Source organism: Pandoraea faecigallinarum (assembly GCF_001029105.3).
GTDB lineage: Bacteria > Pseudomonadota > Gammaproteobacteria > Burkholderiales > Burkholderiaceae > Pandoraea > Pandoraea faecigallinarum.
On the sequence record NZ_CP011807.3, the window covers coordinates 2,326,252 to 2,347,211 of the forward strand.

Here is a 20,960-nt window from a genome sequence, read left to right on the forward strand (position 1 = left end):
CCCTACCCTTAGCGGAGGACTTGATGAGCGATACCCCCACGCGCAAGCCCGGCCAAAAGCGTGCTCACAAGGAGGACGAAGTGGAACGCGACCTCGACGAAGCGCTTGAGGAGACGTTCCCGGCCAGCGACCCCGTGTCCATCGAGATCGACAAGCCGAAGCATGCGCCCGCGTCGAAATCGTCCGTGACGAAGCGTCTCGACGAAGGGTTGGAGGAAACCTTCCCCGCGAGCGACCCGGTATCGATCGATACGGGAAAGTCGCCGAAGCGATAGGTTCGCGGCGGGATGCCGGCAGATGGGGTTGCGATGCGTCCGGATTTTGCTCGCAGGCCCGTCCGGCGGGGCCTTCGTCGAAAAATATATCTCCGGTCCGGCGAGGGTTCGCCGCCCGGACGGGCCGAATTCGTGGCAAAATGCCGCGCCTGACTCTCTCAGGCTGGGACTGTAGGAAATAAATGGCGGCAGGTACGGTTAAAAAAGTTCGACGCTACGCGCTGGAAACCATCGACGTGATGGGACAGAGCGGGCTTGGCGTCGTCGAGCGCCCCGACGGGCGTTTCGTCATGTATCCGGAATATTGGACGCAGACGCAGGCGCTCAGCCAGAAAATGCGCACGCTTTACCGCCGTAACTGCCAGCTTGAATACCAGTTGGCAAAGCTCACGCGTGAACTCGACCGTCTGCGCAGCGTGGTCGACACGCCACGTCCCGCCGGCAATCCCCAGGCTTCGCTTCCCGGCACCGACGTGCCCCAGCCCGAGGCGCAGCTGGATCGCAAGTCCGCCTCCGCGGCTGTGTCCGCAGCCGTGTCCGATTTACCGCCCCGACGACGTAAGCGCGCCGCCTGAGCGCCATTGCCGAGACAGGGTGTTTGTCGTGTCCCGCTCCGGCCATGCTCCGCAAGTCCTCCCGATTCACCCGGTTACATTAGCGAATCCCCCTTAACAGCCAGCTTTCCGCCTGCTTCGCCGACCATCATGGCGCTTACCGCATCGCAACTCGAAACCTTCCGTAACGACGGTTACCTGATTCTCCCGCGCTATGTGGCGCAGGCCGACTGCGAGGCGATTCTGGCAGACGCGCGAACCCAGCTGGCGGCGGCGACGCCGCCTCTGGAGTTTGAAGCCGACGTCGGCTACGAAGGTGCGCCGCGCTCACGCGATGCCGTGGGCGGTCAGACGGTGCGCCGCCTGCTCAAGGCCTACGACCGTGGCGAGGCGCTGCGCCGCTGGGCAACGCGCCGGGACTTGATCGAATCGCTTGCCCAGATTTTCGGCGAGGATGTCGTGCTGACGCTCGCGCACCACAACTGCGTGATGACCAAGCACCCGCACTTCGGCACAGCCACAGGCTGGCATCGGGACATCCGTTATTGGTCGTTCCCCGACAATTCGTTGGTTTCGGTCTGGCTCGCGTTGGGCCCGGAAACACGTGCCAATGGGGCGCTTCGTTTCATCCCCGGATCACACCGCGAACATCTGGAGCCCCATCAGCTCGATTCGTTGGATTTTCTGCGTCCCGACGAACCCGACAATCAGACGCTCGTCGCGCGCGGCAAGCAGGTCGAACTGGCGCAGGGCGATGTGGTGCTGTTTCACAGCGGACTGTTCCATGCGGCCGGTCGCAATGAGGGCGATGCCACGAAGTTCTCAGTGGTCTTTGCTTATCGGGGCAAATCCAACCCGCCTACGCCGGGGTCGCGTTCGGCATCCGCCGGCGAGGTCGACCTCGGCCATTGAGACGCCGGTGCGCGTCAGGCATCGCAATTTCTTGTGCCGCGCGCGAGGCAGCGAAACATCCGGCGCCGCCTGCCTTTCGTCGCTTTCGCGCTCTGATTTGGGTGCTTTCCTAAAGCGGAAAGCATCTTTTCCCGCGTAGACTCTCCGGCCACCCTTGTGGTGTCTTGCGCTGGCGCATGTGTGCCCCATCGGCGTGCCGTCGATGCCGGGCCGCGCCGGTAATCTGCCTGACGCCATTCCATGAACAAGCGATGTCACACCCGAACGGATGCCTTGCCGTTGGGTGTGTGCGTCCGTTTTCGGAGGAGACACGTGTCCCGTTTACCCATCACCCCCGCTGCATCCTCCGCGTTGCCCGCCGCCACGGCCACGCCCGGCAATGCGAGTCGAGCCACCTGGGGCTCGCGGCTGGGGTTCGTTCTCGCTGCCGCCGGCTCTGCGGTCGGTCTGGGGGCGGTATGGAAATTCCCCTACGTGGTCGGCGAACACGGCGGCGGTGCCTTCCTCGCCGTGTATCTGGGCTGCGTGCTGACGCTGGGCGTCGCCTTGTTGCTGGCGGAAATGACGATCGGTCGCCTTACTGGCCAGTCCATTACGACAGCGTTGCGCACGTTGGGCGGGCGCGGCTGGGCGTGGGTCGGCCGTATTGCCACGTTCAATGCTTTTGCGATCCTGTCGTTTTATGTGGTCGTCGGCGGCTGGACGGTCGCCTACGTGTTACGTGCCCTTACAGGGTCTGTGCTGGCCAACGACACGGCCCGTCTGGTTGGCGAGTTTTCCGCGTTCACCGCGAATCCGGCGGCGTCGCTCGCAAGCATGGGCGCGTTTCTCGGACTGACGGCGCTCATCGTGGCCGCCGGCGTGCAAAAGGGCATCGAACGCGCGGGCAAGTGGCTCATGCCGGCGCTGTTCTTCCTGATGCTGCTCGTCATCGCACGGGCGCTCACGTTGCCGGGCGCGATGGCCGGCGTTGCGTGGTTCCTCACGCCTGACCTTTCGGTCATTTCAGGCGACACCCTGCTCGAAGCGCTGGGGCTGGCGTTCTTCTCGTTGTCGCTGGGCGCCGGCATGATCGTGGTCTACGGCTCCTATCTGCCCAAGGATGCACGACTGGCCGGCTCCGCCGTCTGGGTGGCGACGCTCGCTACGCTGGCGTGCTTTCTCGCCGGCCTGATGATTCTTCCCGCGGTCTTCGCCTTCGGGGTCACCCCCAACGCGGGGCCCGGCCTGACCTTCATCACGATGCCCGCGATCTTTGCGCAGATGCCGTTCGGCCATGCCATCGCCGTCGCGTTCTTCCTGTTGCTGCTGTTTGCAGCGCTCACGTCGGCTGTCTCCCTGTTCGAGCCGGTCACGGCGTTTCTGATCGACGAATATCGGTGGCGCCGCGCGCCGGCCGTCATCGCCGTGTTTGCCGCCACCTTCTTTTTCGGCGCGCCTGCGGCGTTGTCCTTCGGCATCTGGTCGGATGTGCGAATTTTCGATCGGACGATTTTCGATCTGATGGACTACGTGACCGTCAATCTGTTAATGCCGGTCGGCGGTTTATGCGTGGCTTTCTTTGTCGGTGCGCGCATCTGGCCGACGGCGCGCGCCGTGCTGGAAGGTTCGCGTGCGCAATGGTTCGTGCCGCTCTGGCGTTTGTTGCTGCTGGTGCTCACGCCGATCGCCATCTTCGGTGTCTGGTATCAGAGTCTCTGATGCGTTGAGTCCGCGAGGCCGGCCTCGCATCGCGTCGAGGTCGTGCCAAGGTTGCGCCAGAGCAGCGCGCCGAGAGAGGTTCGCCGTCGACGTGCCCGACCGGCTTATGCGACCGGCGTACGCATCGTTACCCATTCCTCGGCAGCGGTCGGATGTACGGCCAGCGTGCGATCGAAGTCGGCCTTCGTTGCGCCCATCGACAGCGCCACGCCGAGCAACTGAACCTGCTCGCCGGCGTGCTCGCCCACCATATGCGCGCCGACAATCTTGTCGGTTGCGCAGTCGACCAGCAGCTTCATCAGAATCTTTTCCTGCCGGCCTGACAGCGTTGCCTTGAGCGCACGGAACGATGCCTTGAACACTTTGAGCTGCGCATACTGCGCACGCGCCTCGCTTTCCGTAAGGCCCACAACGCCGATTTCGGGTGTACTGAAAACCGCGGTCGGGATGAGCTTGTGATCTACGCGCGTCGGCCGTTGCCCGAACACCGTATCGGCAAACGCCTGTCCTTCGCGGATCGCCATCGGGGTGAGATTAACGCGATCGGTCACGTCGCCCACGGCGAAGATCGACGGCACGTTGGTGCGCGAAAACTCGTCCACGATCACCGCGCCCTTGTCGTTGAGCGCCACACCGCTCGCGGCCAGACCGAGTCCTTGCGTGTAGGGCACGCGACCCGCAGCACTTAGCAGCACATCGGTGTCATGGCGGCTGCCGTCCGAGAGCGTGACACGCAATCCATCCTGAACTTTCTCGGCACGCTCGACGGTGCGCTCCAGCAATATCTCGATGCCACGCTCGCGATAGGCCGCCTCAAGCGATGTCCGGACTTCTTCGTCGAAGCCGCGAAGCAAATGCGGCCCGCGGTGTACGACCGTGACCTTCGACCCAAGCCCGGCAAAGACCCCGGCAAATTCCAGTGCAATGTAGCCGCCGCCAATGATCGTGATGCGCTTGGGCAGCGTGTCGAGATGAAAGACTTCGTTCGACGAAATCGCGTGCTCGCGGCCGGCGAAGTGAGGCTGATCGGCGGGGCGGCCGCCGGTGGCGATCAGGATGTGGCGGGCGGTGACGCGCTCGCCGGTGGCGGGCAATACGACCGTGTGCGGGCCTTCGACCACCGCGCGCGCAGCGATGAGTTCCGCGCCGGCGCGTTCCAGATTGGTTCGGTAGATGCCTTCGAGCCGGGCGATTTCGGCGTCCTTGCGCGCAATCAGCGTTTTCCAGTCGAACGTGGGCGAGGGCACTTGCCAGCCGAAGCCTGCGGCGTCTTCGAAGTCGTCGGCGAAGCGACTGGCGTAGACGAGCAGCTTCTTCGGCACGCAACCGCGAATGACACAGGTGCCACCCACGCGAAACTCCTCGGCCACCTTCACGCGAGCACCATATTGCGCGGCCACACGCGCGGCACGCACGCCGCCCGAACCGGCGCCGATCACGAACAGATCCACATCGAACTGGGACATTGCTGACTCCTTTATGTCATTTGGCGCATCGGACTGCATGTCGATGCCCATGGCTTAGCGCGTTGAGCGATTGTGCCAGAGACATGCGCCCTACATCGGGACACCCGGGCGTTTTAGGGGACGTCCGATGCGCGCCTCGGACACTGCCGCATCGCAGGCAAGGGAGTGCCGCGCTCGTGTGCCGTCATAAGCCAGATCCGTCGTCAATTCGGGTTTTCGCACGGTCGTGCGCTTTTGTTGACCCATGTCAATGCGCCTGGCGAAATGCCGGCCGACAATCGAAGACGTCGAATGTCAATCAATGTTTCACCGGCACGCGCGCCCCCTGACCTACAGAGCCGGGGCGGGTGCAATGCCGGTGATCCATCGCGGCAGTCCGATGTTTCTGAAATGAAACACTTCCCGGAAATTTTTCGGACTTCGTGCGAATGGTGGAATTGGAAGTGCATAAGAATCAAAGAGTTGTCCCTCGTGGTCCGGAATTTGCTCCGATGGATTCAACACAGGCGGGACTCACCGCCGGCACACGAGGATGTCATGACGAAGTCGCTTACCCGCCTCATGGGCGCCACGTCGGCGCTGGCGTTGTTGTGTTGCTTCTGGATGACGGCATCGGCACATGCCGCCAATTCACCGGCCACTGCGAGTCCCCCCAGTGCATCGGCCGCTACGAAGATCACAACGGCCAACGCCGGACATGGTGCCCGGCCTTCGCGGGCCGCACGCACGAAGCGTGCGGCCCGCGTGTCGGCCTATTCGCCCCCGGGCTCGCCCCCCGCCGCGCTGGTCGGCGTAGCGCCCGCGCCCTGGCGCGACGTGTTTGCCGAGGCGGGCGCCTGGGCGGCCGACCCGGTCGTCGTGAGCGGGCGGACCTTGAGCGGCACCCTCGGCAATGCCGGGTTGACGAGCGCAATGGAAGGCATGGTCACCGGGCCGCGCGCCGGGTTGACCGGGTTGTATCAGACCGTTTGGCATCGTGCGCTGACCAATCCCGCGCTGCACACCCAGCTCTTCGCCGGGGCGCCGGAATACTTCGGACTGCATTTCTAAATTTCCCCTCCCGGGAGTGTCCGGCATGCAGCACGTCGCCGCGCCGCATTCGCTGCCGCGTTCAACGTTCGACCCCGCGCTGCGCGAGTCCGCATGGCGCATGGCCTGGTCGCGCGTGCCTGCGCCAGCGCTGGCCTCGCACATGCTTCATTGCGCCTGAGAGCGCCGCGTGCGCCTTCGTCCCCGGCGCGTGCATTTCCCTCCTGCTTGCCTCGCCAAGTTCAATGCGGTTAGGATTAACCCGCAGTTCAAGCGTGGCATTTCCTCAAGACATGCCGGCTGCCGGCATGCCATTCCGTTCTGGAGCCCCCTTATGAGCACGCCTGACGTTTCTGTGCAAAGCCCTCCCCAGAAGAAAGCACTTCCCATCGGACTGATTGCCGGTGTAGTCGTAATGATCGCCGTGCTCCTGATTCCCATGCCCGACGACCTGCCGGTCGCCGGGCACCGCATGCTGGCCATCCTTGCATTCGCGGTGGTCGTCTGGATTACCGAAGCCGTATCGTACGAAGCCAGCGCCATCATCGTGACTTCGTTGATGGCGTTTCTCGTGGGTACCGCGCCGACGGTGCAGGACCCCAGCGTCGAGTACGGCACGTCGCGCGCGATCAGCATGGCACTCGCGGGCTTCTCGAACTCCGCGCTGGCGCTCGTGGCCGGCGCGTTGTTCATTGCCGCGGCCATGACGCTCACCGGGCTCGACCGGCGCATCGCACTCGTCACGCTCTCGAAGATCGGCACGAGCACGCGCCGCGTGATGATCGGTGCGGTCGCCGTCACCATCCTGCTCTCGCTCGTCGTGCCCAGCGCCACCGCGCGCAGTGCCTGTGTCGTACCGATCATGATGGGCGTGATCGCTGCGTTCGGCGTCGACAAGCGCTCGAACATCGCCGCCGGCGTCATGATCATCGTGGCGCAGGCGACCAGTATCTGGAACGTCGGTATTCAGACCGCTGCCGCACAAAACCTGCTGACTGTGGGGTTCATGGACAAGATGCTCGGCGACCGCATTACATGGGCCGAGTGGCTGATGGCGGGTGCGCCGTGGGCCATCATCATGTCGGTCGTACTCGTGGTCCTCGTGCTCCGGATGATGCCGCCCGAGGCGGACGCCATCGCCGGCGGCAAGGAAGCCGTGGAAGCGCAATTGCGCGAGATGGGCCCGATGACGAGCGCACAGAAGCGCCTGCTCGCCGTGTCGATCGGTCTGCTGCTGTTCTGGGCGACGGAAGGCAAGCTGCATCGCTTCGATACGACCTCGGTGACGTACGTCGGCCTTGTCGTGCTGATGTTGCCGCGCTTCGGCGTGATGACCTGGAAAGACGTTCAGTCGCGCATTCCCTGGGGCACGGTGATCGTGTTCGGGGTGGGTATCAGTCTTGGCACCGCATTGCTGACGACGCAGGCGGGGCAGTGGCTCGGCAATCACGTCGTTGCCGCGACCGGTCTCGACTCGTTGCCGACGTTGTGGATCTTCGCGATTCTGGCGGCGTTCCTGATCCTGATTCACCTCGGTTTCGCCAGCGCCACTGCGCTGACGTCCGCCATGCTGCCGATCCTGATCGCGGTGCTGCAAACGCTGCCGGGCGACTTCAACCGGCTTGGCATGACGATGTTGCTGGGCTTCACGGTGAGCTTCGGGTTCATTCTGCCGATCAACGCACCGCAAAACATGGTGTGTCTGGGCACCGATACGTTCACGGCGAAACAGTTCGCGAAGGTCGGGATCGTCGTGACCATCGTCGGTTACGCCCTGCTGCTGGTCTTCGCCGCGACGTACTGGCGCTGGCTGGGCTGGCTGTAACGCGTACCGTCGAACAAGGAGCCATCATGCGAATCCCCCTGAAAGACGCCGTCGACTTCGGCAAGCAACTGTTGTGCGCACAAGGCGTGCCGGACGACATCGCGCTCGACGTCGCACAACATCTGGTCGAATCCGACCGCGTCGGCTACGCCAGCCACGGTCTGTCGATTCTGCCGACGTATCGCAAGGTACTGGAGGACGATCAGGTCAATCCGAACGGACGCCCAAGCGTGCTTACCGACCACGGCAATCTGCTGCTGTACGAAGGCAATCGCGGTTTCGGTCAGCACGTTGGCAAGTTCGTGGTCGAACGTGCGATAGCGCGCGCCTTCGACAAAGGCGTGGCGATCCTGACGCTGCGCAACAGCCATCACCTCGGCCGTATGGGACAGTACGGCGAGATGGCGGCGCATCAGGGGCTCGTCTTCATGGCGTTCACGAACGTGACGAACCGGCAACCCATGGTCGCACCATTCGGCGGCAGCGAGCCGCGTCTGACGACGAACCCGTTGTGTTTTGCCGGACCGCTGCCGAACAATCGTCCGCCGCTGGTCGTCGATATGGCGACGAGTGCCATTGCCATCAACAAGGCGCGCGTGCTGGCGGCCGAGGGCAAGCAGGCGCCCCCGGGGTCGCTGATCGACGGCTACGGCAATCCGTCCACCGATCCGAATGTCCTGTTCACCGAGCCTTTCGGCGCCTTGCTGCCGTTCGGCGGGCATAAGGGCTATGCATTGGGTATCGTGACGGAACTGCTCGCAGGAGTACTCTCGGGCGGCGGCACGATCCAGCCGGAGCATCCGCGGGCCGGCGTGGCGACAAACAACATGTTCGCCATCGTGCTCAACCCGCAGGTCGATTTCGCCGCCACGTGGCGCTCGCACGAAGTGGAGGCGTTCATCGACTATCTGACGTCGTGTCCGCCGCAGCCGGGTTTCGACCGTGTGCAGTATCCGGGCGAGTACGAAGCGGAGAATCGCAAAAAGCACCACGACCATATCGATCTGACGACGCCGATCTGGGAGTCGTTGCTGAAGATGGCGACGGACCTCGGGGTGGCGACACCGCGCACGTTGTAGGCAACAGGGCACGGCGGGCAACGTGTCCACGCGATGCAGGCCATACGATAAACAAGGGCGTGAGGGCCGCGCCTCGGCGGGCGGGCGCGAGATTCGCCGGTCTCGCCATTTACGTGGTATCGCAGGGAGAAGTGAAACACATGGCTTTACTCAAGGTGGACGTGGTGAGTACCGAGCGTTCGATATTCTCGGGCGAGGCCCGCTTCGTGGAAGTGCCCGGGTCGGCCGGCGAGTTGGGCGTGTTGCCGGGTCACACGCCGTTGCTGTCCGGCGTGCGTCCGGGCACGGTGCGAATTGAAGCGGCGGACGGCACCGAGACATTCCTGTACATCGCTGGCGGTTTCGTGGAAATCCAGCCCGACCGGGTGACGGTGCTGGCCGATACGGCCATGCGTGCCGAGAGCCTCGATCAGGCGCGCGCCGAGCGCGCGCGCGAAGCGGCCGCGGCCTTGCTGGAGCAGCAGACCGGCGACATCGACTACGCGAAGGCGCAGGCCGAACTGGCCGAAGCGGTGGCGCAGTTGCAGGCGATCCGGCGCATGCGTAAGCAAAAGCAGTCGCGCTGACGGTGCCGGGTCGGCGCCTCTCGCGCGTGGCTAGTCACGTGGCCTCTCGTACACGTCGACAGGCACGTGCGTGAGATTCAGTTCCCGGGCGACGACCATCCGGTTTCTGCCGTCGCGCAGCCGAAATTTCTTGCCTCCAACCATCCGTATCACCGAAATCGGCGGGATGTAGTTACCCGCCAGGATGCCGGCTCTGATCGGGCCTTCTTTCTCGGGATTGCGCGCCATCGCGCCCGCGTTGTCCTGGTCCAGAATGTTCTGGATCGGCACGAACCGGTCGCCTTTTCTGCGCGATTTCCAACTGCTGATCGTCTCGTGGTCCGAGCGGATCCGGAACGGATCGTACCGGGTCATCAGTTCCACGAAAATCTTGTTATCCAGGGTACGCGCGGTTTTGCGGTCGTCGTCGACATAGAAGGCCACGTGCTGCTCCACGTTGCCCGAACGTACGTGTATGGCCTGCAAGTCGAGACCGCCCGAGAGCAGGTTTCTGTCGCGGATGGCGTCCATATCGCTTTGGCGCAATGGCGGATCCAGCGGCGGTTCCAGACTGGTCAGTGGGCGCGATTCCGCCAGAACGACCGTGTCGAGCTCGTGCGTCAGTCCTTTCCTGTACGGACCGAACCGGCGAATTCCGTCACCGGCGTCCGGCGCCTGTTCCGATGCAAGCCGCGCGCGCTTTGCCCCGGGCTCGTCGCCCGTGGTGGACGCCGCACGCGTCGCGGGGCGACGCAGCGAGCGCGCCGAAGACTGCGTGAGCCGTCGAAAGCCGCGTTGCAGAATTCGCGCGGCCCGGTCCTCGGTCATCAGCCCATCGACGTCGCGCCGATTGACGGGATTGTTGCCGACCATGCTGAAGAGATTCCATCCATCGAGCGGCCCGGCGGGATCGGGGTTGATCCAGCGTGAGAGCCACGGCGCGTAATAGCGCTGGCCATAGGCGTAGAGGCCCGTGGCGTCGCGCTCCTTGCCCGAATAACGACGGTATTTGTACGCCGATTCGATTTCGGTTCGTGCACTGACGTAGGCCGTACCGCCGAACGGGAAATACGATTCGAACGTGATGATGTCGGCATTGCCATCCAGTTCCAGAATCGTCGAATCGATATGGTCGCTCAGGCTGAAACGCCATGCGTCCTGCGCGATGCCCTCGGGTTTGCCGAGTTGCCAGTGCAGGACTGTCACACCAGCCCGGCCACCCGCCTCGAACCTGATGACGTCGAGCGTCTCCACCGGCGTTGCCTGTGTCGCGCCGTCGGGAATCTGTTCCGTTTGGCGCAGCTCCAGCCCGGGCAAATAACGCACGCGCACAAGTCGCGTAGTCCTGCTCGTCAAGGACCGGGTGAGTTTCGTCGCACGTGCACCGTCGGCGTCGTACCAGTACGTTTCGTCGTCGTCGTCGGCGGCGGCGGTGGTCGTGGCCGCCCGGGACACCTGAGCCACACGTCGCAACTGATTCCGGCAGTTCCACGTCAGTGGCCGCCCGGGATCGAGCTCACGCAGATTGCCGCATGCGTCGAAAAACGCGTCGACCTCGTCGGGCGCGATATCGCCGGTCTGCACGACGGCGCGGTTCGACGCGGGCGCGACGACCATTTCGGTGGTGAAGGGCACGCTCCCTTTATGGTGCATCGAGACCAGATTGCCGGCACGATCGTAGTCGTAAGTGCGCGTATAGGGCGTCAGGTCATCGCGCGACGGCCACGACGGGCCGGGCGCGTAGGCGGACATGCCCTGTTGGCCGAGACTGGCGTCCTCGGTACCCGTGGCTTCGATCAGGCGGTACAGCGCGTCGAGCGTGTAACGGTTTTCCGGATCGACGCGTCGCTGCCGCGCGCGGCCGCCCGCCGGTGCGGTGTTTTCAATGGCGACGCGGTTGCCCACGGGATCGTAGACGTAGGCGAGTGTCTGGAGCGCGACGCGCCGTCCCGGCGCGGCCGGGCGCGTGGTGAGCACGTGGCTCAGACGGTCCGTCTGCGGTTCGTACTCATACAGGGTCGTGACGCCATTGGCCACGTCCTCACGCAGCGGTAGTCCGGAAGGCGCGTATTCGACGGCGCGAAGGACAGGCAGCCATGCGGTGCTGCCCGCCATCTGCAATTCGCCGGCGCACAATTGGCCGGCAACGTCGAAATGCAAACGCTGACTGTGCCCCGAGGCATTCGTGTGTCCCGTCTCGTTGCCCAGCGCATCGAGCGACCACGTCGTCGTCCAGGTCTGTGCATCGAGATCGCGCGGCCATGTGTCTTCTTCGCCGGGCGCCCAGTGACTCTCGGGCACGTCGTCGCGCAGGAATCGTTGGTCGGTGTCGAGCGGCAACTGCGTCATGCTGTAGCGCGGTGTCGACGTCAGACCCGCGGGCGACCAGTGCGCGATCAATTGGCCGCGCAGGTTGTCATCGGGCGTTCCGGTCGCGTCTGCGTAAATCAGTGTTTCGGTGGTGCGTGGCGGCGCGTCGTCGCGTTGTTCCGTAACGGTAAGCGGCCGGCCCTGCGCGTCGTACGTATGACGGATCTGCTGCCCACGACCGTCTTGCTGCCAGACGATGTTGCGCGCGGCGTCGTAGATGGCGAAACGTGCGCCGGCGTCCGCGCTATGCACGGCCAGAGGTTGTCCGCTTAATGAACGGTGATAACGAAAGTTCGGCGTGCTGGCCGGCGTGTCCTGATGGGCGTCGCTGCCGCGCGGGTCCGTACTGCTTTCGTGATGGCCGCGCACGGTCCAGGTTTGCCGCGACACGTAGCGGGCAATGTCGTCGTCTCCTGACGCACGGTTGTATCGAACGGTGCGGCATATCAGAGCGCGGGCGTCGAGCGCCGTCACGGTCGGCGTGTGGGCGCAGCGCCGCACGGTGGCATCGTCGGCGATGGTCGTCATGATCCGGCTCCGGGGGCGGTGAGAGCGCCGGTGATTTCATGTGCGGTGTCGTTCTCGTCTTCCACTACCGTGTGCCACGGACCGTACGTCGTACGTGTCAGAAAGCCCGAGGCCATGACGGACATCGCCGGTCGCCCGAGCGGGTCGAAGTAATGCCGGTCGTAATGCGCGGTACCCCGCAAGGCCTCGTCGCGAACATACCGGTGCGATGAGGCGAAGTACGGGCGGTACACGCGCACCGCAAGCGCCTTGTTGTTGTACTCGACCCGTTCGCTCACACGCCAGCGCGGGTCGGCGGGTTCGACGACCGGCAGGCCGTCCGGGTCGAGCGCGAGGCATCCGTCATCGAGCACCTTCCAGGCATCGCCCGCCGGTACGCGGAACTTCTCCTGCAGGATTCGCGCGAAGCCGTCCGAATCGGTGATTTGCATGCGGATCTGGCGTTGCGCATCGTCCGGATACCTGTCGGCGAGCAGACACAGGGCGTGCGGGGGACGACGCTCGGCGTCGAGCAGGGTTCGTGCAACGTCCGCAGGCATGGCGGGATACATAGGCGCGCCGGCGCCCGGAGCCACGGCCTCGGCACGAGGCGACGCCGCCGAAGTCGACACCATCGTTTGCGCCGCGCGGCGTGCGCTGGCGCGCACCTGCCCGCCGGGCATCACCCATCGACCGGCGATCCATGCGCTCATGGCATGTACGCCGGCGTCGACCCGGCCCATCCAGCTCAGTGGCGAGTAGTACCAAACGCTGCCGATGTCCTGCAACGCCGCCTGTGGGGATGCGATGGCTTCGTCCGTGTCCGTGATTTCACGCACGTAATCCGATAGCGGCATGAAGCCGGCCGGGGCGCCGCGCTCCGTGCCGTGGAACGACGTTGCAATGAGGCGGCCGAATCCGTCGTAACGCGCTTCATGCGTGTTCTCGTTCGGATCGACGATATTTTCAGGCAGCATCGTGACGTAGTCGAGGCGCGCCTGTGTCGTACATCCGTCGGGGGCGACGCTCCGAACGTTGGCGCACCGGTAAGCGTCGTAGCCGAGCGTCGTCTCGCCCAACGTATCCGTCTCGCGCCATGTCGCCATCTGGTGGAAATCGGCAAGCGGGCCAAAGGTGGCGCATCGACGGTGAACGGCGAGCAACGTGGCGGCTTCGTCGGGCAGAAACACCGGCATCTCGTGATAGCCGGCGGCCTGAAGTTCGGCTAGCAGCGTCGATTCGTCGATGACACCGTCGTACGCGCGTAGCGCGGCGGCGTCCAGCTCGGCGAGCGCTTCGTAGGCGACGAGCCCGCTCGGCAGCGGTTCGCCGTCGTCGTCTGTCACGTAGTGCGTTTCCGACAACCCGGCGATCTCGCGCTCGTCGCCGCCGGATAGCGGTCCGTCCTCCGCCACGAATGCCTCGTAGGTGACGTCGGCCGGCGCCAGCCCATTCTCGAAGAACGCCAGCGCGTTGGTACGCGTGCGCCACGGCATGCCTGCACGCCAAACGTCGTCCCGGTCGATATCGATCCACGCGGCCCGCGTCTCGGTGACATAGGCGGTGCGTTGCGCGACATCGTAGGCGTCTTGCCGCCATTGCGCCTGCCAGTCGGTCGGTGCTGTGGCGGCGGCCGGGTTCGAGAGCGGTTGCGCATCACGTCGCGCGTAGTGCACGAGGGCGTGGTGCAGCGGTGAGCCGTTGGCATCCCAGCGCAGGCCGAGATGGTGATCGCATCGTGGGTCTTCCGGCGCACGCTCGTAATGATGCGTGCGTTGTTCGGCGATGAGCGCTCGCACGACACTGCGGTGTGCATAGGCGTTGGGCGATTGCATCAGGCGCAGCAGATAGCGCGTCTGCGAGACCGTGTACGGCGCGTTGTTCGCGTCGTCCAGCCCGAAGACTTCGACGCGGCGAATGGCGCCGCTCAAGGCGCGTGCCATGTCGCGACGCATTGGTGCGCTCCACGACGCCCAGTCGTCGGCCGGTACGTCGACGTTGCCCTCGGCCTCGAATCGGCAGCGAAGGGTATCGCCCATCGGCAGAGCGGCGGGGTCGCTGCCGTCGAAGCCGGGGTGATCGCCGTCATCCGCAAAGTCGTCGTGGCCGACGAACCGCCAGGTGCGGGTGAAGGTTGGGGCGGTGAACCCGTCCTCGGGCGGCGCGTCTTGCGCAGGCTGCTCGGCGTCGCGTTGCAGCACCAGGCCGAAGCCCCGGAGTTCGCGCTCGAACGGGTCGTAGTAGCCGTGTCGATACTGGAAGTGCTGGCGCAATTCGGTGCCGGTGATCTCGTCGAGCTGACGCCGCTCGACGACGACGGGAAGCGCGAACGGGATGGCGCTGGCCGCCGCGCCGCCCTGCGTTGGCCCGGCGGCGCGCTCGGCTTTTTCGTCCAGCCACTCCTGCGCGGAACTGCGATATCGCGTCGTCGACGCCAGCCCCATGTTGTTGTTCGTCCCTTCGAGCAGATAGGGCTTGCCCTGCGCGGCAAAGTCGCAGCGCCAGTGGCGCGGGGTCATGTAGGGCACGGTGAGGACGAGACTGGCGCAACCGCTGCCCGTCAGATCGGCGGCGCTCACCTGACATAACCGGTCGTACTTCACGCCTTCGGGCCACGGTACCTCGCGCGCGGCGCGCCAGCCGTTGCCGCCGTCGTTCAGATAGATCTCGGCGTGATCGCGCTGCAGGTAGATCATGTCCGCCGCACCGGACCCGTCGAGATCGGCAAGGCGAATGCGCCCGGCGTCGAACTGGATGGCGTCGAACGCCGGCGCGGCAAACGCGCGCGGCGGGCCGAAGCGGCCCCGGCCGAGGCTGGGCCAGACCGTCACGGCGTCGTGGCGCACGCATACCAGTTGTGGCTGCCCGCAGCCGAGCAGGTCCGCGAAGGCAATCAGTTCACGGCGCCCGTCGCCCAGCCCGGGAAGCCGGGTGTCCTGCGCGACATCCAGCGGTGCGCCGAAGCCTTGCCCGTCGGCGTTCGGGTATAGCCGGACGCTGTTAGGGCCGATGAGCGCGAAGTCGTGCAGACCGGCCCCGACAAGATCGGCGAACTGGCCGCCTGGCGCCAGGAATTCGGTCGGTACGGCCGCCAGCGGTACGAACGCCGACCAGCGACGCTCGGCATCGAGCGCAAAGTATCCGGCGAAACCCGGTTGCGCGACGAGCCACTCCAGTCGGCCGTCGCCATTCAGATCGGTGAGCGATTGCCGAAGCGGGACGCCCGGGTGATCCGGGGGAATGTGTTCCAGTCGCTGCGCCGGTCCGTAGACGATGTTGTCGCCGCCGGTGTCGACATCTGCGCGCATGGGTTCCCGATAGAACCACGCCGCGGGCGTGCGATAGAGAATCCCGGCGATGCCTTCGCCATACAGATCGACCAGTTGATAGTCCTCGCCGTCGTTCAGGCCGGGCAGGGCGGGTAATGGCGTGAATGCCGTGTCTTCCCCGGGAATTTGAAACGGGCGGTAGAAACACTCCAGCGGCGCGGACCACGTCGTCTCGCCGTGCTTGTCGTAAGCCATTTCGTGAATGGCGCTCAATGGGGTGCACACGCGACCTGACTCATACTCCAGCAAGGTGCGACGCACGAGCACCGGTGCCGGCCCGAGTTCGTCGAAGCGATGGAACATGAGCGCCTGATGGCACAGGCGGCGTGTCCTGATCTCGAAGCCGAATGCGAAAGACGAAAACGGATCCGCGCGTTCGAGCCACGCGCGTTGGGGCTCGTAGGGCGGCGTATCTTCAAGGCCGAGATCGCGCTCGCCGTAGTCGAGGATCAGCTCGAAGTGCCACGGTCCGATATCGTTGCTGCTGTCGTTGCGGCCAGGGTCCGCGTTCGCGAGCGTACCGGGAATCGGGCTTGCGATGGCGTTGCCGTATCGAACCCGTTGCAGGTACACCGCGTCGGCCCGATGCGGCGCCATGTCGTCGCCCGTGTCGTGTTCGTCGTCTAGCGCGTAGTCGTAGCGGATCTGTTCGCCATTCACGGCGACGGATTCGTCGAGCCACCATTCTGCGATGCGGCCGATCGGAGATGCCCCACCGGTCGCGGGGGCGTGCGTGCGCGTCACTTTCCCGTAGACGTGTACGGTGCCATTGGCGTCGTGCACGATCCAGAACCATTCGCCGTCGTCCTCGCCTCGCCAGGACTCGATGCGCTCCGCTCCGGTGAGCACGCAAGGGAAATACCGAACGACGGTGTAGCGCTGTGCAAGTGCGGCACCTCGGAATTCATGCAGCGTGCGGCGCACCGGTTGCCCGTCGGCGTCGACCTCCGGCACGATCACCTCGCCATCCGGGCCGACGAGTTCGTCCGAGGGAATGGCGCTTGCGGGGCCGTCGTTGAACGTCGGTGTGCCTTTGCCGGTGCGACGCGCGATTCGGGCGTGTGCGATGTGCCAGCCCTGACCGAATTCGGACTTGCCCGACTGGCTGCTGTAGTCGAGCGCGAGGGCGGGATGAAATCCCCGGCCGGGGGAAATCGGCAAAGCGACCGAGAGGGTCGCCGCGCCGGTGACCCCGATGGCGCCGAGCGTGTTGCCGATGCCATGAATCGCACCGCCGCCCTTCGGCAGGGCGGGCGGCGCGACAGTAAGCGGGGCGTCCGGACTATCCATCGCGTCATCCGAGCCGTTCGGCGGCGTGCGGCGGAGAAACATCATCGCCCCGCGACGTGACCCAACTCACGGCTTGCTTGTGCACGAGGTACCGCTTCACGCCATCGACCAGCCGGTACACGCTGACGGTATAGCTGTCGTTCGGCAGCAGGCCCAGCAGCGGCAGATAGACCGTGTTGTAGTCGGGCTCCTCGACGCGCGACGGCTCCCCGGCGGGTTCCTCGAACTCGAACTCGTACCCCGGTTCGGTGTCATCGGGCAGATAGTTGCCAAAGCCGACCACGAGCGTTTCGAGCAGGGTACCGAGCGTTTTCGGGCAGTAGTGGCACGGTTCGATGGGGATGTCGCCCCATCGGTCGAGCAGAGTCGGGTCTTGCGGCGCGAACGCATCGGCAAGAAAGTATGCCTCGCCGACGGCGCCGACGAAGCGCACCCGGACAGTCTCGACGGGCGCATAGTCCGCGGGGCCCAGATCCTCCAGCAGCGTGGCGGAAATCGTGACCTGCTGTGCATCGATACGATGGAAAGTCACTGGGGCGGTGAAAGGCCCCAACGCCGTGCCGTCGCGCAACTGGACCGTGATTTCGAGGGCATCGGAAGGTCCGGGCTCGACGGCGGCATGAAACGGTTTCGCGGCGAAGGAGACCTGTAGCATCGAATGCGCGAGCAATTCGGCGACGGGTGGATTGACCACCCTTGGATACAGGTTGGCGTAGCGGAAATGATCGCCCGACTGGGCCGGCGAACGGAACTGAATCCGGATGGGTATCGGTCTTGCGCCAGCGGAGGTGATCGTCAGCGTCGCGTCTTCCGGGTAGCCGGTGTGTACGCCATTGGCGAAGGTGTAGCTACCCTTGATGTAAATCCTGCCGTGCGCGTCGGTGCGCAGCGTGGTGCCGATCGCGGGAGTCAGATGGAATCCCGGCGCGTCCGGGCCCGGGGCAAGCGAGTCATCCGGGACGAGATCGGCGAGTGTGCAGGGGATATCGGCGAGCGGTTCTCCGTCGACCGTGGACAAGGCCTGAATCGAGAATGAGACGTCGCCGCCCGCGGGATGGAAGCTGCCGATGACGATGGTGTCCGGCGCCGGGGAGTAATCGTTGGCGTCCAGACGCAACGTATGGGTCAGCGTGTCTACCCGTGCGTTCACCGTGAACTGCGACTTCCAAGGCTCGCATTCGAACAGGAACCGGTAGGGCGCGACGCCGGCTTCCTCGGTCGCGGCAATCGTCCAGCTCAGGCCGTCGATGCCCAGCGGTCTCTCGACGTCGACGGGCGGGGTCACCTCGAACGCGGGGACACGCGACGTGTCGGCGGCGACGTAGTTCAGGGCGATGTTCCGGTCCAGGGACACGGACGTCGGCGTGGGTTTGATGATCAGCGTATGAGGGACGTCATATCCCTGGACGATGAGTTCGTCTTCGGCCGGATTGACGCGCCGGCCGTCCCAGTAAAGTTCGAAGTTCTCCCATGGCATCGAATCGATGGCACGCAGTGCAGCCGTCTCGACGAAGGCGGCGTCGTTGTAAGGGGCGTCCGCCGATGCGCGGATCGATGTCGTTAGAGCGGCCGGTGCGACCTCGATCTGCGCCCAGCCGTCTTCGTCGGCCTGGACCGTGCCCATGGGTTTGTCGTCCGCGTGCCAGTCGACGCTCGCGCCTGCGGCCGGCCCCTGCGTGACGACGTTGAAGACACGAACACGCACGTCGGCCGTTTCTCCGAGCGGAATGCATGGCCAGTAGCCGGGCAAATCGATGGGTGCCAGCCTGACCTTGAAGTGACCGGTGACGCAATCGATCGCGTGGACGGGCGCGTCGTAAATGCTCTCGATGGCGACACTGTTGGGCACGCCCTCGTCGGCGTCTGCGGCACAGTCGAGCATCCACGGCGCCTGTACCGGCTGGGCGTCGTCGTCCGGGGCCACCGGTTCGGTCGGCGTGAGCGTGAGCCCCTGCGCGTCGGCCCCGTTTGCGTCCTGCCAGTACGCGTAGGCGGGTGAGCCCGGGAATCGGCCGTCCGGACTTGCCAGCCATCCGCAGGCTTCGTCGACGGGTAACGTCAGCCTATGCCCGGCGCCGATGCATACCGGAAGCCGGCCGTCGACTGTCCACCGCGGGGTGCGGCCGTCCATTGAAATCGGCAGCGGTGCGTCGTGAAGTGCCAGCGCGTTCAGGTACAGGCGCACCGACACGCCGTGGTCGTCCGGCACTTGCATCGACGCGCCCGATATATGGACCTCGCCGGGCCGCGTGGGCCACTCGGGCTCCGGATCGTCGTCCGGTGGCGGGTCCTCGGGGGCCGTGCCGTCGGGCTGACGGCCGGACGCGAGGTGCAATTCGAGTTCGGTATCGTCAGCGCCCGGCTGAAATGCCTCGTCGGCGGTGAGCCAGGGAGCTGCGATGCCGGGCACGCTTTTTCCGGGCACGGGAAGCGGCAGCTCGGTGAATTCGCCCGATGGATGGCAATACAACCTCGCATTGGGGGGCGGCGGCAAGGGGCTCTCGGTTGGCTGATAGGTCAGATGCAGCCGGTATCCCGTCCGTTCTTGCGTGAGGTATGCCGGATCGACCGGCATGGGCATGCGCTGCGAGATCAGGGTCGTGAGCGAAATGTCGAGATAGGTGCGCACGCCGTCCACAATACGGTGAGTGACGCCCGAATTGCCGTGCACATTGGTCCAGCCTTGCTTCCAGTCGTTACCCAGATTGCCGTAGGGCACGAGATTTCGTCCCGTCCGGCGGTTGCGTGGTGTCGTCATGATGTCTATATGAACGCGTCCCGTTTGCAACAGTTTTCGCGTGTTTTGATAGACAGGATGGGCTGCAGCTCTATATCCGGCCTCGATGCAGTCGGTACAGTCGCTGCGGGCCCCTATGAAATTCGCTGACTCGCACCTCATTCTCCCGGCGAGCTCAAAGCTCGAGGCATCATTCAGGTTTAGCGAGTCCCGGTCCTACCTGGCTTGTCATCACACTCGATTGCTGCGCAACCTTTCGACGTTCACCCTGTGTTTAAACGTTAATCCTCTACGCAAGCGCTGCCCGTTTAGACGGGTTTCACGCTCACGTATCCCTTCTGGTACTGCCGGTCATGGGCAAGAACTGCCCAGATCGTTCGCGCCATCTTGTTGGCTAACGCGACGATTACGACATTTTTTGGCCGCCGCTTCTGGATTTGTTCGACCCACTCACCGGGCTCTTTCGCATGCGTCAGCACAGATCGTGCACCGTGAATCAGCAGGGTGCGCAGATATGTGTCGCCGCGCTTTGATATGCCATGCAAGTTCACCTTGCCGCCCGAACCCGTCTGCTTCGGCACGATCCCAACCCACGCGGCAAACTCTCGTCCCGAACTGAACGCTTTCGCATCTCCCATCATCGCGACAGCTGCTGTTGCCGTCAGTAATCCAACACCGGGAATCTCGCTGATGGCCTTGACCGCCTTATCCTCTTTCTTCCACTCGCGCATCCGACGCTCGATCTCAGCGATCTGCTCATCAAGCTTCTCCAGTCCGTTCCACTGCGCGCGAAACGTATCGATCAGCACGGCAGGCAAACGCTCCGCAATCCGTTCGAGCACAGCGGGTATTTCCTTATCGAGCTTCGCCCGACTCTTGCCCATCACTTCACCGTATTCCGTTAGCAGCCCTCGCAGAGCATTAATCTGCATCGTGCGAAATTTGATCAGTTGCTGTCTCATCCGGTGCAGCCCCAGCATGGCTTGCTGCATTTCGGTCTTTACTGCGACCGGCTTGCCCGGCTGCTGCACGGCCAGCCAGATCGCCTTCGCATCAGCCGCATCGCTCTTGTTCCTGATGTTGAAAGCCTTTACGAACTCCCCCGGCATCAGCTTCACCTCGTGGCCCAGCTTCGCGAGTTGCCGGGCCCAGTGGTGCGCACCACCGCACGCTTCCATCCCGATCAGGCACGGCGCTCGGTTCGCAAAATGCTCAAGGAACTTTGCCCGCTTGATCGGCTTGTTCACGATCTCGCCAGTTTCCTGATCGACGTAATGCACTTGGAACACACTTTTCGCGATGTCTACACCCACTGCCGTACAATTCACTCGGATCCTCCGG

General features: G+C 64.5%; 14 protein-coding genes. 9 read left to right on the forward strand and 5 right to left on the reverse strand.

Annotation, left to right across the window (positions count from 1 at the left end; genetic code table 11):
* Window positions 1–23 precede the first annotated feature (23 nt).
* The 4 genes from AB870_RS10415 (at window position 24) to AB870_RS10430 (ending at window position 3,442) form a co-directional block, all read left to right on the forward strand.
* A complete protein-coding gene (locus AB870_RS10415) occupies window positions 24–275 on the forward strand; it encodes a hypothetical protein (protein ID WP_047907945.1) in 252 nt (83 codons plus the stop codon).
* 182 nt (window positions 276–457) lie between these two features.
* The gene (locus AB870_RS10420; protein WP_064674810.1) at window positions 458–850 is read left to right on the forward strand and encodes a hypothetical protein; all 393 of its coding nucleotides are present in this window, start codon (window positions 458–460) and stop codon (window positions 848–850) included.
* A gap of 129 nt (window positions 851–979) precedes the next feature.
* On the forward strand, window positions 980–1,741 hold the full coding sequence (locus tag AB870_RS10425) for a phytanoyl-CoA dioxygenase family protein (protein ID WP_047907947.1): 762 nt from the start codon (window positions 980–982) through the stop codon (window positions 1,739–1,741).
* 312 nt (window positions 1,742–2,053) lie between these two features.
* Window positions 2,054–3,442 (forward strand): sodium-dependent transporter, encoded by a 1,389-nt coding sequence (locus AB870_RS10430; protein WP_237170093.1) that lies wholly within the window; start codon window positions 2,054–2,056, stop codon window positions 3,440–3,442.
* A gap of 104 nt (window positions 3,443–3,546) precedes the next feature.
* Here the strand turns inward: AB870_RS10430 and gor are convergent, their stop codons facing one another.
* Window positions 3,547–4,908, reverse strand: a complete 1,362-nt coding sequence (gene gor, locus AB870_RS10435) for a glutathione-disulfide reductase (RefSeq protein ID WP_047909058.1) — start codon at window positions 4,906–4,908, stop codon at window positions 3,547–3,549.
* Between the two features lie 537 nt (window positions 4,909–5,445).
* Here gor and AB870_RS10440 point away from each other — a divergent pair.
* The 5 genes from AB870_RS10440 to AB870_RS10455 all read left to right on the forward strand — a co-directional run bounded on the left by AB870_RS10440 (window position 5,446) and on the right by AB870_RS10455 (window position 9,407).
* Window positions 5,446–5,958: a hypothetical protein gene (locus tag AB870_RS10440; RefSeq protein WP_071386860.1), complete on the forward strand. Its 513-nt coding sequence runs from the start codon at window positions 5,446–5,448 to the stop codon at window positions 5,956–5,958.
* Between the two features lie 25 nt (window positions 5,959–5,983).
* Window positions 5,984–6,118 (forward strand): hypothetical protein, encoded by a 135-nt coding sequence (locus AB870_RS27370; RefSeq protein WP_257786671.1) that lies wholly within the window; start codon window positions 5,984–5,986, stop codon window positions 6,116–6,118.
* Between the two features lie 153 nt (window positions 6,119–6,271).
* A complete protein-coding gene (locus tag AB870_RS10445; protein ID WP_047907950.1) occupies window positions 6,272–7,762 on the forward strand; it encodes a DASS family sodium-coupled anion symporter in 1,491 nt (496 codons plus the stop codon).
* A gap of 26 nt (window positions 7,763–7,788) precedes the next feature.
* On the forward strand, window positions 7,789–8,841 hold the full coding sequence (locus AB870_RS10450) for an Ldh family oxidoreductase (protein WP_047907951.1): 1,053 nt from the start codon (window positions 7,789–7,791) through the stop codon (window positions 8,839–8,841).
* A gap of 140 nt (window positions 8,842–8,981) precedes the next feature.
* Entirely contained in the window at window positions 8,982–9,407 is a 426-nt protein-coding gene (locus AB870_RS10455; protein WP_047907952.1) for a F0F1 ATP synthase subunit epsilon, read from the forward strand.
* A 30-nt stretch (window positions 9,408–9,437) separates the two neighbouring features.
* Here the strand turns inward: AB870_RS10455 and AB870_RS10460 are convergent, their stop codons facing one another.
* From AB870_RS10460 to AB870_RS10475, 4 genes are all read right to left on the reverse strand, one after another.
* Window positions 9,438–12,284: an RHS repeat-associated core domain-containing protein gene (locus AB870_RS10460; protein WP_053059658.1), complete on the reverse strand. Its 2,847-nt coding sequence runs from the start codon at window positions 12,282–12,284 to the stop codon at window positions 9,438–9,440.
* Entirely contained in the window at window positions 12,281–16,882 is a 4,602-nt protein-coding gene (locus tag AB870_RS10465; RefSeq protein WP_047909060.1) for a SpvB/TcaC N-terminal domain-containing protein, read from the reverse strand. The genes AB870_RS10460 and AB870_RS10465 overlap by 4 nt, the downstream gene beginning before the upstream one ends.
* A 4-nt stretch (window positions 16,883–16,886) precedes the next feature.
* On the reverse strand, window positions 16,887–19,601 hold the full coding sequence (locus AB870_RS10470) for a hypothetical protein (RefSeq protein ID WP_071386861.1): 2,715 nt from the start codon (window positions 19,599–19,601) through the stop codon (window positions 16,887–16,889).
* Window positions 19,602–19,927: 326 nt separating this feature from the next.
* Window positions 19,928–20,947, reverse strand: a complete 1,020-nt coding sequence (locus AB870_RS10475) for an IS110 family RNA-guided transposase (RefSeq protein ID WP_047905322.1) — start codon at window positions 20,945–20,947, stop codon at window positions 19,928–19,930.
* Window positions 20,948–20,960 lie beyond the last annotated feature (13 nt).

Excerpts from the sequence above, each read along its gene's own strand:
- AB870_RS10415 (WP_047907945.1), top strand. The coding sequence starts at position 24 with ATGAGCGATACCCCCACGCGCAAGCCCGGCCAAAAGCGTGCTCACAAG.
- AB870_RS10420 (WP_064674810.1), top strand. The coding sequence starts at position 458 with ATGGCGGCAGGTACGGTTAAAAAAGTTCGACGCTACGCGCTGGAAACC.
- AB870_RS10425 (WP_047907947.1), top strand. The coding sequence starts at position 980 with ATGGCGCTTACCGCATCGCAACTCGAAACCTTCCGTAACGACGGTTAC.
- gor (WP_047909058.1), bottom strand. The coding sequence starts at position 4,908 with ATGTCCCAGTTCGATGTGGATCTGTTCGTGATCGGCGCCGGTTCGGGC.
- AB870_RS10440 (WP_071386860.1), top strand. The coding sequence starts at position 5,446 with ATGACGAAGTCGCTTACCCGCCTCATGGGCGCCACGTCGGCGCTGGCG.
- AB870_RS27370 (WP_257786671.1), top strand. The coding sequence starts at position 5,984 with ATGCAGCACGTCGCCGCGCCGCATTCGCTGCCGCGTTCAACGTTCGAC.
- AB870_RS10445 (WP_047907950.1), top strand. The coding sequence starts at position 6,272 with ATGAGCACGCCTGACGTTTCTGTGCAAAGCCCTCCCCAGAAGAAAGCA.
- AB870_RS10450 (WP_047907951.1), top strand. The coding sequence starts at position 7,789 with ATGCGAATCCCCCTGAAAGACGCCGTCGACTTCGGCAAGCAACTGTTG.
- AB870_RS10455 (WP_047907952.1), top strand. The coding sequence starts at position 8,982 with ATGGCTTTACTCAAGGTGGACGTGGTGAGTACCGAGCGTTCGATATTC.
- AB870_RS10460 (WP_053059658.1), bottom strand. The coding sequence starts at position 12,284 with ATGACGACCATCGCCGACGATGCCACCGTGCGGCGCTGCGCCCACACG.
- AB870_RS10465 (WP_047909060.1), bottom strand. The coding sequence starts at position 16,882 with ATGGATAGTCCGGACGCCCCGCTTACTGTCGCGCCGCCCGCCCTGCCG.